Origin of the sequence: Demequina iriomotensis (assembly GCF_000971395.1) — a bacterium.
GTDB lineage: Bacteria > Actinomycetota > Actinomycetes > Actinomycetales > Demequinaceae > Demequina > Demequina iriomotensis.
This window is the reverse complement of the sequence record NZ_BBME01000012.1, coordinates 84,113-97,265: the sequence shown is the minus strand read 5'-3', so window position 1 is coordinate 97,265 and position 13,153 is coordinate 84,113. Positions and strand designations below refer to the sequence as shown.

At 66.8% G+C, this 13,153-nt stretch carries 12 protein-coding genes and 1 pseudogene; 7 read left to right on the top strand and 6 right to left on the bottom strand.

Annotation, left to right across the window (positions count from 1 at the left end; all coding sequences use genetic code 11):
* The first annotated feature begins 45 nt into the window (after nt 1-45).
* Nucleotides 46-933, top strand: a complete 888-nt coding sequence (locus tag AOM09_RS07325) for a CPBP family intramembrane glutamic endopeptidase (RefSeq protein WP_062386176.1) — start codon at nt 46-48, stop codon at nt 931-933.
* Here AOM09_RS07325 and AOM09_RS07320 read toward each other — a convergent pair.
* The 4 genes from AOM09_RS07320 to AOM09_RS07305 all read right to left on the bottom strand — a co-directional run bounded on the left by AOM09_RS07320 (nt 930) and on the right by AOM09_RS07305 (nt 3,237).
* A complete protein-coding gene (locus AOM09_RS07320) occupies nt 930-1,139 on the bottom strand; it encodes a hypothetical protein (RefSeq protein WP_156162285.1) in 210 nt (69 codons plus the stop codon). The two genes, AOM09_RS07325 and AOM09_RS07320, sit on opposite strands and share 4 nt — an antisense overlap.
* Before the next feature lie 11 nt (nt 1,140-1,150).
* Nucleotides 1,151-1,429: a hypothetical protein gene (locus AOM09_RS07315; RefSeq protein ID WP_062386171.1), complete on the bottom strand. Its 279-nt coding sequence runs from the start codon at nt 1,427-1,429 to the stop codon at nt 1,151-1,153.
* Between the two features lie 13 nt (nt 1,430-1,442).
* Nucleotides 1,443-1,724: a hypothetical protein gene (locus AOM09_RS07310; protein WP_062386169.1), complete on the bottom strand. Its 282-nt coding sequence runs from the start codon at nt 1,722-1,724 to the stop codon at nt 1,443-1,445.
* 76 nt (nt 1,725-1,800) lie between these two features.
* A complete protein-coding gene (locus AOM09_RS07305; protein ID WP_062386167.1) occupies nt 1,801-3,237 on the bottom strand; it encodes an amidohydrolase family protein in 1,437 nt (478 codons plus the stop codon).
* Between the two features lie 287 nt (nt 3,238-3,524).
* Here AOM09_RS07305 and nrdH point away from each other — a divergent pair, with 287 nt between their 5' ends.
* The 6 genes from nrdH (at nt 3,525) to AOM09_RS15435 (ending at nt 8,379) form a co-directional block, all read left to right on the top strand.
* Nucleotides 3,525-3,761, top strand: a complete 237-nt coding sequence (nrdH, locus tag AOM09_RS07300) for a glutaredoxin-like protein NrdH (protein ID WP_062386166.1) — start codon at nt 3,525-3,527, stop codon at nt 3,759-3,761.
* Between the two features lie 12 nt (nt 3,762-3,773).
* Complete coding sequence (gene nrdI, locus AOM09_RS07295; RefSeq protein WP_062386164.1) at nt 3,774-4,175, top strand: class Ib ribonucleoside-diphosphate reductase assembly flavoprotein NrdI; 402 nt, start codon at nt 3,774-3,776, stop codon at nt 4,173-4,175.
* 20 nt (nt 4,176-4,195) lie between these two features.
* On the top strand, nt 4,196-6,301 hold the full coding sequence (gene nrdE, locus AOM09_RS07290) for a class 1b ribonucleoside-diphosphate reductase subunit alpha (protein ID WP_082098954.1): 2,106 nt from the start codon (nt 4,196-4,198) through the stop codon (nt 6,299-6,301).
* A gap of 45 nt (nt 6,302-6,346) precedes the next feature.
* Nucleotides 6,347-7,321, top strand: coding sequence for a class 1b ribonucleoside-diphosphate reductase subunit beta (gene nrdF / locus AOM09_RS07285; RefSeq protein ID WP_062386161.1), 975 nt, complete (start codon nt 6,347-6,349; stop codon nt 7,319-7,321).
* 371 nt (nt 7,322-7,692) lie between these two features.
* Entirely contained in the window at nt 7,693-7,962 is a 270-nt protein-coding gene (locus AOM09_RS15690) for a hypothetical protein (protein ID WP_500778249.1), read from the top strand.
* A gap of 198 nt (nt 7,963-8,160) precedes the next feature.
* A complete protein-coding gene (locus tag AOM09_RS15435; protein WP_187330412.1) occupies nt 8,161-8,379 on the top strand; it encodes a hypothetical protein in 219 nt (72 codons plus the stop codon).
* 9 nt (nt 8,380-8,388) lie between these two features.
* Here the strand turns inward: AOM09_RS15435 and AOM09_RS15525 are convergent.
* Both AOM09_RS15525 and AOM09_RS07280 read right to left on the bottom strand, forming a co-directional pair.
* Nucleotides 8,389-8,517 (bottom strand): annotated as a pseudogene (locus AOM09_RS15525) (IS3-like element ISAar45 family transposase); the annotation flags it as partial.
* Between the two features lie 194 nt (nt 8,518-8,711).
* Complete coding sequence (locus AOM09_RS07280) at nt 8,712-12,920, bottom strand: PKD domain-containing protein (RefSeq protein ID WP_156162284.1); 4,209 nt, start codon at nt 12,918-12,920, stop codon at nt 8,712-8,714.
* Nucleotides 12,921-13,153 lie beyond the last annotated feature (233 nt).

Below are 13,153 nucleotides of genomic sequence, written 5' to 3'. Positions count from 1 at the left end.
AGGTTCCAGGTACGACGCAATGGTGCGAGGCCTGGGGAGGTCGCCATGTCTGAGGGGTCCACGACGGCGCGGGCAGGGTTCTGGGATCGGGGCGGCTTCTGGAAGGCCGTCCTCGTCGGGGTCGGCTACGTGGCGATCAACACGGCCATCGGGTACCTCGTCGTGACGTTCCTCGCCGACTCGGTCGACACCGACGACCTGCTGGGCGACCCGCTGTCGATCTTCCTCGGTGCATGCCTGTCGATCCTGGTCAACGGCATCGTGCTCGCGATCATCGCGCGGCGGCTCGGCTGGTGGGGGCAGATGCTCCGGCAGCCCGCGTCGCTCAGCCGGAGCTGGTGGATGTGGCTACCGTTCCTCGGCGTGCTCGGCTGGAACCTCATGAGGTTCGTCGCGGCGGACTACAGCCAGTTCACCGTGGGGTCGATCGTGATGATCCTGGTGCTGGGCGCGCTCGTGGGCTTCGCCGAGGAGCTCGCCACGCGCGGCCTCGCGGTCAACCTGCTGCGCAGGGCCGGCTACCGGGAGGCCTGGGTCGCGGTGCTGTCCTCGCTGGTGTTCGCGGCGATGCACCTGGGCAACGCGTTCTCGATGGACGTGCCGACCGTGCTCATCACGGTGGTCTACACCTTCTTCTTCGGCCTCGCGATGTACCTGGTGCTGCGCGTGACGCGGAGCCTGATCTGGCCGATGATCCTCCACGCGACCACGGACCCGTCGGGGATGCTGCTCGCGGGCGGCATCGATGAGACGACCGAGGCCGCCGCGACCGGCGGCCTCGCGGCGATCGCGGCGATGGCGAACTACGTGGTGATGATCCTCGGCATCATCCTCGTGTGGTTCATCCGCGGCAGGATCGACCGCTTCCGGGAGTTCGGGCTCGGCGAGCCCGCGGGTGAGGCGTCCGCGCCGGCCGCGGAGGCGACGGCCTAGCGGCGTCCGCGCCAGATCAGGGTCGCCGCCACCAGGCCGGATGCCGTGATCGCCAGCGCGATGACGATGAAGGCGACGTAGCGGGGCTCGGTGACCTCAGGGTCGTAGGGCTGCGAGTCCGACCACGCGAGCGAGAGCCGGACGAAGGCGAGGGACAGCGCGACCCCGGCGGTGCCTGCGGCGACCGCCCAGGCGCGCCTGCGCATCGTGCCCCGCGTCACCCGACGCCTAGCTCCGCGTCGAGCCGGGCGCCCCAGTCGGCGCCGGCGAGCCCGGCGCGATCGAGCAGGTCCGCCCAGTCGTCGCGCGCGTGGTCGAGCGCGTCCTCGAACAGCGAGAGGCTGCCGCGGCCCGACAGCAGCACCGCCGCGTGGATGCGCTCGGGGTCCGCGCTCGGCGTCACCGACAGGCGCTCGAGCGCGCTGACGATGCGCGGCGCCGACCGTCCGAAGTCCTCCGCCGCTCGCTCCGCCACCCGATCGCTCACCACCGCCATGGGCAGGATGGTCTCACGCCGCGTGGCGCTCCTCGACCTCGGGATCGACGTCCGTGCGCGCGGGGGCGAGCACCTGGACCACCACCGCGGCGCCCACGAGCGCCGCGGCGATAGGGACGGCGAACAGGCGGATGCCGCCGATGACGTAGGTGAGGATCCAGAACACGACCTCGTCGCCGGCGCCGGTGGACTGGCCGACGCGGAGCACGATCTCCGGGCCCACCACGATGGCGAACGTGCCGACGAGGACCAGCCCCGCCGCCCACTGGGCGCAGCGTCGCGCGATCGGATGCATGGCTCGACCCTAGCCTGAGCCGTCGCCTGGCCGCCAGGAGGTGCCGAGCGCCCGGATCGGGCGGTTGCGGGCACAGCTACAGGGCGGGCGCGACCGCCCGCCTGCCCGCGACGTACACGCCCGCGATCGCGGGCTGACGCAGGCCCACCAGGAGCGTGAAGAGCTCCTCGAGCGTCGCCTGCTCCGGGTCGTCCGAGCGGATCCCCATGCTGAGCATCCCCTCGAGCGGCTCCCACCGGCTCGTCTCGATGAGGAGGAAGTCCGCGTCCTTGCCGACGTCGAGGTTGCCGAACGCGTGCTCCATGTCGAGCGCCCGCGCGCCCGCGAGGGTCGCCGCGAACAGGAGCTCGGCAGGGTGGAGCGCGGTGCCCGCGTCGCCCTCCTCGGAGATGTGCACCTTGTAGCAGTCGCCCGCGACACGGGAGATGAGCCACTCGTCGCCGGCTCCGATGTCGGACCCCAGCGCTACGTTGACCCCGGCCGCGACGGTGGACCGCCACGGCATCGTCCCGGAGCCCAGGAACAGCTGCGAGGTGGGGCAGTGAGCGATCGACGTGCCGGTCTCGGCCATGCGCGCGAGCTCGCGCGGCTGCGAGTGGACGGCATGAGCGAGCGACGATCGGCGGCCGAGCAGCGAGTGGCCGCCGGTCCTCGAGCCGGGCAGGAAGCGCCCGTCGTAGGTGTCGAGGTAGGCCTCGACGCCGTAGGAGCCGAGCACGGCGGCGATCTCGCCGTCGCCCTTGCGGTTGTTCTCGTTGAGGTGGCTGTGGAAGTAGACGCCGGTCATGCGGGCCTCGTCGTACAGCTCGCCGAGCGCGTGAAGCGTGCGAGGGGTCGCGGAGAGCGAGAAGCGCGGGACCACCGCGACCTGGACGTGCGCCGTGCGCGGGTCGCCCGTGTCGACGGCGTGCCAGCGGTCGATCTCGTCGGCCACGAGGGTGATCGCGTCCTCCTCCGAGGTGAGGAGGGCCGAGGCGGCGGCCGGGCCGACCGTCTGGATGCCACGACCGGAGACGATGCGCAGGCCCGCCTCGAGCGTCGCTCGGTAGAGGGCGTCCTGGGCGACCGGGAACGCGGAGCCGAACACCATCGCCGCCGTGGTGCCCGCGGCGATGCGTCGGCGCGCGAAGTAGCGCGCGGCGCGGTCGGCGAAGTCCGGATCGGCGAACCGGGTCTCGGTGGGGAAGATGCAGTGGTCGAGCCACTCGAGCAGCTGGCCTCCTCCGTGCGCCGCGGTCGCGTAGGACTGCGGGAAGTGCACGTGCGAGTCGACGAAGCCGGGGACCAGGTAGTCAGCGCGCGTCACGGGCGCGTCGGCGTAGGCGGCGGGGAGCGCGGCCCACCCGCCCAGCCACACGATGCGGCCGTCGCCCGCGACCACCAGCGCGCCGTCGGGGATCGACACGAGGTGCGACGCGACGTCCGTCTGCGCGGGCGAGCCCGCGATGTGGAAGACGTGGGCGCGGTACACCCGCGTCCCGTCGTGGTGTGCGACGTCGTTGCCGTCCGCCATGCGAGTGCCCCTCCTCAGCCCCCTCTCAGGGCGGAGGGGACGCGCATCGTCACCGTAGACCGCCCCCGTTTCCACAGCGTTTCGGGCCGACGCGGGGCGCCGTCCCTGGATGGCACGGCGTGTCGCGCACACCGGGCGGAGTTACTCACAGGCAGGCCCTCCTCCTGTGAGTCATTTGTGGGTAAATCTGTGGAGGAAACACACCATCTAGTGGTGGCATCCGGGCGCAGGCCCCATATATAGTGGCGCTTGCTGTCTCTCGTTTCGTCTCTCGAAAGGACGTCCCCATGACGATCTCGGTCTACTCGAAGCCCTCCTGCGTGCAGTGCACCGCCACCAAGAAGGCGCTCGAGCGCGCGGAGCTCGAGTTCCAGATCTTCGACGTCACCGAGGACCAGGACGCGTACGACACGGTCATGAAGCTGGGCTACCTGCAGGCGCCCGTGGTGGTCGCCGGGGACGAGCACTGGTCGGGCTTCCAGCCCGACCGCATCGCCGCGCTGGCCGAGCGGGTCGCCTCCTAAGCGAGCCGCCGCATGGCCTCCTTGGTGTACTTCAGCTCGGCCTCGGGCAACACCCACCGCTTCGTCCAGAAGCTGGGTGTCCCGGCGGACCGGATCCCGCTGTACCCCTCCGAGGAGCCTCTCAAGGTCGACGAGCCCTACGTGCTCGTCCTCCCGACCTACGGCGGCGGCAACGACCGCGGCGCCGTGCCCAAGCAGGTCATCAAGTTCCTGAACGACGAGCACAACCGCTCGTACATCAGGGGAGTGATCAGCGCGGGCAACACCAACTTCGGTTCGGCCTACTGCATCGCCGGCGACATCGTCGCCAGCAAGTGCAAGGTGCCGCACCTGTACAAGCTCGAGCTTTTCGGAACCCCGGACGACGTCACGGCCGTCCGCGACGGATTGGAAGACCTGTGGAAGCAACTGTGATCGACGCCCCGCGCACGGGGATGGACTACCACTCGCTCAACGCGATGCTGAACCTCTACGACGCCGAGGGGAAGATCCAGTTCGACAAGGACCGCGAGGCGGCGCGCGAGTACTTCCTCCAGCACGTCAACCAGAACACGGTCTTCTTCCACTCCCTCAAGGAGCGCCTCGACTACCTCGTGGAGAAGAAGTACTACGAGCCCGAGGTCCTCGCGCAGTACGACTTCACGTTCATCCAGGCGCTGACCGAGCGCGCGTACGCCAAGAAGTTCCGCTTCCCGACCTTCCTGGGCGCCTTCAAGTACTACACGAGCTACACGCTCAAGACCTTCGACGGCAAGCGGTACCTCGAGCGCTACGAGGACCGCGTGGTCATGGTCGCGCTGACCCTCGCCGCGGGTGACGAGGGCCTCGCCACGGCGCTGGTCGACGAGATCGTGTCGGGCCGCTTCCAGCCCGCGACCCCCACGTTCCTCAACGCGGGCAAGGCGCAGCGCGGCGAGTTCGTCTCGTGCTTCCTGCTGCGCATCGAGGACAACATGGAGTCGATCGGCCGCTCCATCAACTCCGCGCTGCAGCTGTCGAAGCGCGGCGGCGGCGTGGCGCTGTCGCTGTCGAACATCCGTGAGGCCGGCGCGCCGATCAAGCACATCGAGAACCAGTCCTCGGGCATCATCCCCGTGATGAAGCTCCTCGAGGACTCCTTCACCTACGCGAACCAGCTCGGCGCGCGCCAGGGTGCGGGCGCGGTGTACCTCTCGGCGCACCACCCGGACATCATGAAGTTCCTCGACACCAAGCGCGAAAATGCAGACGAGAAGATCCGCATCAAGACGCTCTCGCTGGGCGTCGTCGTGCCCGACATCACGTTCGAGCTGGCGCGCAAGAACGAGGAGATGTACCTCTTCAGCCCGTACGACGTCGAGCGCGTCTACGGCGTGCCCTTCGGCGACATCTCCATCACGGAGAAGTACGACGAGATGGTGGACGACGCGCGCATCCGCAAGACCAAGATCTCGGCCCGCCAGTTCTTCCAGACGGTCGCGGAGCTGCAGTTCGAGTCGGGCTACCCGTACATCGTGTTCGAGGACACGGTGAACAACGCCAACCCGGTCGCGGGTCGCATCAACATGTCGAACCTCTGCTCGGAGATCCTCCAGGTCAACACCCCGTCGACCTTCAACGAGGACCTCACGTACGCGGAGACCGGCAAGGACATCTCCTGCAACCTCGGTTCGATGAACATCGCGACGGCGATGGACGGCGGCAACCTCGCGCAGACGGTCGAGATCGCGGTGCGCGGCCTCACCGCCGTGTCGACCCAGTCGGCCATCGATGCGGTGCCGTCGATCCGCTACGGCAACGACCGTGCCCACGCGATCGGCCTCGGCCAGATGAACCTCCACGGCTACCTGGGCCGCGAGCGGATCCACTACGGCTCCGAGGAGGGTGTGGACTTCACCAACATCTACTTCTACACGGTGCTGTTCCACGCGATCGCCGCCTCGAACACGATCGCGAAGGAGCAGGGGACCGCGTTCGAGGGCTTCGAGAACTCGAAGTACGCCTCGGGCGAGTTCTTCGACAAGTACACCGAGCAGGAGTGGGTCCCCGCGACCGCCCGCGTCGCGGAGATCTTCGCGGAGGCCGGCATCTCGATCCCGACGCAGGACGACTGGCGCGAGCTCAAGGCGAAGGTGCAGAAGGACGGCATCTTCAACCAGAACCTCCAGGCCGTGCCGCCCACCGGCTCGATCTCCTACATCAACAACTCGACGTCCTCGATCCACCCGATCGCGTCGCGCATCGAGATCCGCAAGGAGGGCAAGCTGGGTCGCGTCTACTACCCGGCGCCCTTCATGGACAACGACAACCTGGAGTACTTCCAGGACGCGTACGAGATCGGCCCCGAGAAGATCATCGACACGTACGCCGCGGCGACGCAGCACGTCGACCAGGGGCTGTCGCTGACCCTGTTCTTCAAGGACACCGCGACCACGCGTGACATCAACAAGGCGCAGATCTACGCGTGGCGCAAGGGCATCAAGACCATCTACTACATCCGCATCCGCCAGATGGCGCTCGAGGGCACCGAGGTCGACGGCTGCGTCAGCTGCATGCTGTAGCGTCCCGCGCATCGTTCTCCTCGACACACGCAAGAAGGAACTGACATGACCGAGAAGCTGACCCTCGTCAGCCACGTCGACGCCATCAACTGGAACCGCATCCAGGACGACAAGGACGTCGAGGTGTGGAACCGCCTCACCGCCAACTTCTGGCTGCCCGAGAAGGTGCCGCTGTCGGGTGACGTCCAGTCGTGGGCCACCCTCACGCCGGAGGAGCAGACGCTCACGATGCGCGTGTTCACCGGCCTCACGCTCCTGGACACCATCCAGGGCACCGTGGGCGCCGTGTCGCTCATCCCCGACGCGCTCACCCCGCACGAGGAGGCCGTCTACACGAACATCGCGTTCATGGAGTCGGTGCACGCGAAGAGCTACTCGTCGATCTTCTCGACGCTGTGCTCGACGCCCGAGATCGACGCCGCGTTCCGCTGGTCGACCGAGAACCAGAACCTGCAGCGCAAGGCGCAGATCGTCCTCGACTACTACCACGGCGAGGACCCGCTCAAGCGGAAGGTCGCGTCGACGCTGCTCGAGAGCTTCCTCTTCTACTCGGGCTTCTACCTGCCCATGTACTGGTCCTCGCGGGCGAAGCTCACGAACACGGCCGACATGATCCGCCTCATCATCCGCGACGAGGCCGTGCACGGGTACTACATCGGCTACAAGTTCCAGAAGGGGCTCGAGCTCGAGTCGGAGGCCCGGCGCGAGGAGCTCAAGGACTACACGTTCTCGCTCCTGTACGACCTCTACGAGAACGAGGTGCAGTACACGCACGACCTCTACGACGGCCTGGGCATGGCGGAGGACGTCAAGAAGTTCCTCCACTACAACGCCAACAAGGCGCTGATGAACCTGGGCTACGAGGCGCTGTTCCCTGCCAACGTCTGCGACGTCTCGCCTGCGATCCTCTCGGCGCTGTCGCCGAATGCGGACGAGAACCACGACTTCTTCTCGGGGTCGGGCTCGTCGTATGTCATCGGCAAGCACGAGGAGACCACGGACGACGACTGGGACTTCTGATCTCCCGATTCTGACTCCGGCCCGAAACGGCTGGTGAGAGGCCCGGATTCGCAGGATTCTGCGGATTCGGGCCTCTCTTGTGCCTTCTCTCGAGAGACAGAGGAGGACAGCAATGAGCAGGAATGGCCGTTCGATGTGGCACGGGGGTGGCACGCGCACGCCCTTGACCAGAGAGCGGGGTGGCTCGGCATCCGGAACTCGGGTTCGTCGTGCCATTGGGCTCGTGCCATATCGTGCCATATCGTGGAGCTTCATCCTCCAGTGGTCGGGAGAAACTCCTGATCAGGAGGTGTTCAGTGCGCCCCCTGGGTATGTAGTGGCACGGAATGGCGCGCCTGTCCACGTGAGTCCGCTCGTGACTACGGGACGGCATGATGAGCCCCGCACGAAGGATCGATTCGTCGACGGCGAGCAGGGAGGCGTGGGGGAGCCTTCGGAAGCTCCCGTCTGGTCGCTGGCAAGCTCGGTATCCTGCCCCGGACGGTGAGACATACACCGTGCGTACCGAGGACGATGGGCCGCTCACGTTCCTCACAAAGACGGATGCCCGCGCGTGGCTGGCCAGTGTGCACACGAAGATCTCGCGCCAAGAGTGGGAGCATCCTGCCGCGCTCGCTGCGCGACGGCGTGCGGAAGCCTAGGCGGAGCGTGCACGCTCAATCGGCTTCACTGAATACACCGAACGGTGGATCGCGCTCATTCGTGTCGAGCTCAACCGCAGCGGAAGGCGCCGTGCCGTAGGGACGATCCGCGCGTACAAGTGCAAGGTCGATGGTTACCTGATCCCCGAGTTCGGGGACACGCCCGTCCGTGAGATCGACAAGGCCAGAATCCGGGAGATGACGGATCGGCTCGACAGGATCCCGTCGCCGTTGAACCCTCGGTCAAATTTCATCGGCATCACTCGGCCGGTGTTGATCGTGCTCATGATGATCCTTCGGCGGGCCGCCCGAGACGGGATCATCGCTGCGGCGCCGGCCGTCTCCGTTCCGAAGCAGGAATCGGTGCGGCGCGATGAAGACAACGACGAAGGTGGGGTCTGCCCCAAGATCAGTTGACCGGGGTGGTCAGGCAGCGAGGGCCAGGTGTTGGGTAGCGTCAACGGTCTCGCACTCGACGGGCGTCATCCGGCCGAGACGTTCTTGGCGACGGCGTCGGTGGTAGGGCTTCTCGATCCAGGTGATGATCGCCAGGCGTTGGCGTCCTTCACGGCCCACCGTGTTGCGCCCCGGGTCTGGTGGCGGCTCCGGACCCCCGAGAGGATGACGAGCATGCCGAAGTCGGGGAGACCTCGGCCCCGTCTGCGTGGGCGTTCGGCGACGAGCCCGCGCTCATCCAGATCCGGCGGGTGTGCGCGCACGGTGACGTTGAGCCGTGCGCGGCCTTCTCGTCATAGCGCGGGCCGGAGGTGGATGAGCGCGGTCCGGTAGTGCTCGATCGCTTCGGCGGCTGTGGTCGCGGCGTCGCCCGCAGCCACATCCGCTCTGGCTTCTGCGACGGCACGAGTCTGGCGGTCGGTGGTCGCGTGTGTGGCGGACTGGTCGATCTCGAGCACGATCACGGACTTCGCGATGAGTGCGACCAGGTTCGCTTCGCGGTGCAGTGCGGCGCCCTCGAGCGTGGCGGCCGCGGTCCTGAGCTTGACGAAGAAGTTGTTCTTCGCGACCGCCGTGAGGTCGTTGAGCGCGCCTCCTGTCTTGGCAGGGTTGTTCCCGACCAGGACCGTCAACGCGGATGCCGCGGCGTCACGGGTCGCCGCCGGGGCGGTGGGGTCGTCCACGATGCCTTGCAGATGCGCCGCGAGGATGCGGATCGCCCCCGCGGCATCGACGACTGTGATGGATGCCGTAGCTGTGCCGACGCCGGTGTCATCGTCGGTGACGGTGATCGTCACGGTTCGCTCGCCGGTCGTGAGGTAGCGGTGGCTTGCTGAGATGGGGCTGCTGCCTTGGGTGGGATTCACCGTCCCATCGCCCCAGTCGATGCTGCTGGTGTGTGTGTCCTGCGTTCCCGGGTCGGCGAATGTCGCGATGGCGTCGATTTCCAGGCCCAGCAGAGCTACATCGAGGTCGCTCGGCGGGGCCGCCCCGACCGTGTAGCCGGAGCTGTCGCGGATCGTCCCGAAGGTCACGACCGGTGCGACATTGTCGACGTGGACGGTCACGGCGTCCTCCCAGGCGCCACCGTCGTCATCGGTCACGGTCACGGTCACGGTGTACTGGTCGGTGGGGGTTCCCGTCGGGTTGTCGTCGAGGTACCGGTGCGTCAGCTCCGGGAGACCGTCACCCCCGGCCAGCTCGTGGCTTTCCGAATCCGATCCGTCGCCCCAGTCGACGGTCACGGTGTGCGTGTCGAGGGTTCCGGGGTCGCTGAGAGTCCCGGTGAGGGTGGCGACGGCGTTCTCTGCGACGGGTGTCACTGCGAGGTCGAGCACCGCCGGGGCGACGTTGTCCACCCGGGCGGTGGCGGTCCCCTCTCCTTCGCCGCCGTCGTCATCGGTCACCGTCACCGTCACCGTGTACTCATCGGAGGCGGTTTCGGTGGGGTCGTCGTCGAGGTACCGGTGGGTCAGCTCCGGGAGTCCTTCGCCCGCATCCAGCTCATGGCCTTCCGGACCCGTTCCGTCACCCCAGTCGACGGTCACCGTGTGGGTGTCGAGCGTTCCGGGATCTGCGAGGGTGCCGGTGAGAGTCGCGACACCGTTCTCGTCGACCGGTATCACCGCGAGGTCCGTGACCGTCGGAGCGACGTTGCTCACCTCGGCTGGGACAGCCGCGGCTTCCGATGCGCCGCCGTCGTCATCGCTCACGCTCACGTTGACGGTGTAATCGTCCGTCGTTCCGCTCGGGTCGTCGAGGTACTGATGTGTCAGATCGGGGAGCCCCTGACCGGCATCCAGCTCGTGGCCCTCCGGATCCGATCCGTCGCCCCAGTCGACGGTCACGGTGTGGGTGTCGAGCATTCCGGGGTCGCTGAGGGTCCCGGTGAGGGTGGCCACCCCGTCCTCGTCGACGGGTGTCACGGACAGGTCCGATACTGTCGGGGCGATGTTGTCGACCCGGACGGGCGCGGTGTCTTCCCATTCGCCGCCGTCATCATCGGTCACGTTCACGGTCACCGTGTACTCATCTGAGGAGGCGCCGGCCGGATCGTCGAGGTACTGATGGGTCAGGTCGGGCAGAGGGGCGAACGGCGCACTTTCCAGGTGAGCGGGGACATCCGCGTGCGATTGATGCCCGTCTCCCCAGTCGACGGTCACCGTATGGGTATCAAGCGAGCCGATGTCGTAGATGGTGCCCGTGACGGTGGCGAGACCGTTCTCATCCACCGCCGGCGTCACTGACAGGTCCGAAACCGTCGGGGCGACGTTGTCGACCCGGGCGTCGGCGTCGGCCTCTCCGATGCCGCCGTCGTCGTCGGTGACCGTCACGTGGACGGGGTACGTGTAGGAGGGATTCCCACTCGGGCCGTCGTCGAGGTACACGTGCTGAAGTCCGGGCAGCGGGAAGTGAGCCGCAGCACTGGCACCGCGCGCAGGAATCTCTGCCCGCGAGTGCTGTCCGTCTCCCCAGTCGACCACGAGCGTATGTGAGTCGCCGGTTCCCGGATCGATCAGTGTTCCCCGTAGGATCGCGACTCCGTTCTCCACCTTGGGCGAGTCGATTCGGACATCGGTCACGGTCGGAGCGACGTTGTTGAACCTCACGGTCACGTCTTGCGAGGTCTGCGCCACGCCATTGTTCGCATTCACCGTCCAGGTCTTTGTGTTGTTGTCGACGAAGCGAACATCGAGTGTCGGGCCGCTGGCGCACACGCCTCCCGAGGTAGCCCAGCAGTACGTGATGGGACGGCCGTCCGGGTCTGTGGAAGCGCCGGCCCGAAGGGTGATCGTGTCGCCCTCGTTGACGTCATACGGTCCGCCCAGCTCGAGTACGGGGGGAGCAGGCGCGTCGTACACCCAGACGACGTGCAAGAAGCCGTCCTGGTCGTATCGTGCCGTCTCCGGAGAGGTGTACATCCAGTTGTCGTAGCCGCCCGGCGACTGCTTGACCAGGACCGCGACTGTGCGGCCCGGATAGATCAGCGATATCTCCTTCTGAAGGTAGTAGCTGCGCGCGGCCGCATTCGCGCCCGAGAGTTGCGTGAGGAGATCCTTGACGATCGCCTTGTTGTTGCCCGCCGCGTTCCCGGGGCGGCCGTGCGTCGACAAGAACATGTACCGGAAGTCCTCGTCCCATTTGGAATCAAGGTAGAGACCGTCGCCGCCCGTGTCCCACGAGATCTGCCTGTCGCGATCATGCAGCACCCATCCGATCATGGGATAGCTCGGCAGGAAGTGGTCCAGGATCTTCTGCATCGCCTCCCAACGCTTGGCGGCGTCAGCATCGCCAGGCGAAATCTCGTCGACCTCGTTGTTGATCTGGATGCCCCACCACACGAACGCCTCGCTCGCCATTGACTGGAGTATCCCGATGTCGGAGATCAGGGGGTAGTTGTACGCGATGATCGTCTCGATCAGCGAAGCCCCGGGATAATCCATCGCGACGATCCCCAGCTTGGACACCGAAAGCCCGCGATCACCGTCGATCTTCCGAAGCCCCAGCATCCACTCCACCATCAGCTCGTTGATCCCCTGACCCTCATAGCCGATCGCCCCGATCCCGTCGACCCCATTCGCGAAGCTGTGCGGCTTGGCCCCGGTGTTCGCGTTCAGACCCGTGACATAGATGTGCTCCTTGTCGGTATCGGCATCTGCGGCCTTGATGTTCCCGACCAGCTTCTCCGTGTACTCCGGGATGTTGTAGAGGGTGTCGACGGCATCGCCGCCGACCGGTGCCCTTCCACCCGAGAAGAGCGCGGACCAGAGGCCGAACTCGTCGAGATCGGCTGATCCTCCCCAGCCGCCCGCGCCCATCGCCTGCGGGATCAGGACGAGCTTGCCCCGCACCTGACCGAGCGTCGGAACGGTGGTGCTGCCGCCCTGGTCCCACACGCAGCCCTGGTCCTCGAAGCGCTCGATCTGCAACCGCAGCGCGGCCGAATAGGTCGAGTCGACCAGTGCGTTGCGCTCATCCTCCGTGAGATCGCTGTCAGGATCCACCTCGTCCCACTCGTCGTCCACCAGATCGAGGTCACCCCACTGAACAAGCACTGTCTCGCGGGGATTGTCAGAAAGGAAGCCGCATACGGCAGTCATGACATCGTCGCCTGTCATCTGCCGGTCCGTGCCGGGCTCGTTGATGTCGTACGCGTTGTGATGAATCGTGAAGTAGTCGTCGCTGGCGAGCTTGTTGTCGTTCACGCGCACTGCCGCACGGATGTCGAGTTCGCGGATGCCGGAGTCCAGCTGCTCCCGCAGCGTCATTGTTTGCGTCTCGGCGAACCGCGGAAAGTCGTTGGTTACCGTCGACGTAGCCGAGTCATGCGTGCCTGGTATCGAGAGTTCGCTCAACTTGACGTCGTCTGGAAGTGCGCTCATCCAGTAGTCGAGGTTCGCCACACTGTCATCCTCATCGCTGTACCCGCTGGCATCGCCCGCGAAAGCCGCCGGCGCGATCACCCCGGACGTGCAGAGCACGACACCGGTCGCCAGGGCCACCGCCATCAGGGTTCGACGCCGACGCGGCGTCTGTATCCTGTTCCGGTCTGCTCGTCCGATCGAACCGAGCGTGGACGAACCGTGCGAAGTGCGCATGGCGCACCCCTTCCCCATAGGCGGGCGCGGCCCGCGCCAAGACGTCGACCCGCATTATGACGTCAATTGTCCGAATAATGACAGGTATCGCCGCGCTCCACCAGACCCGGGGGCGTCTCCATCGACATCGGGCCGGG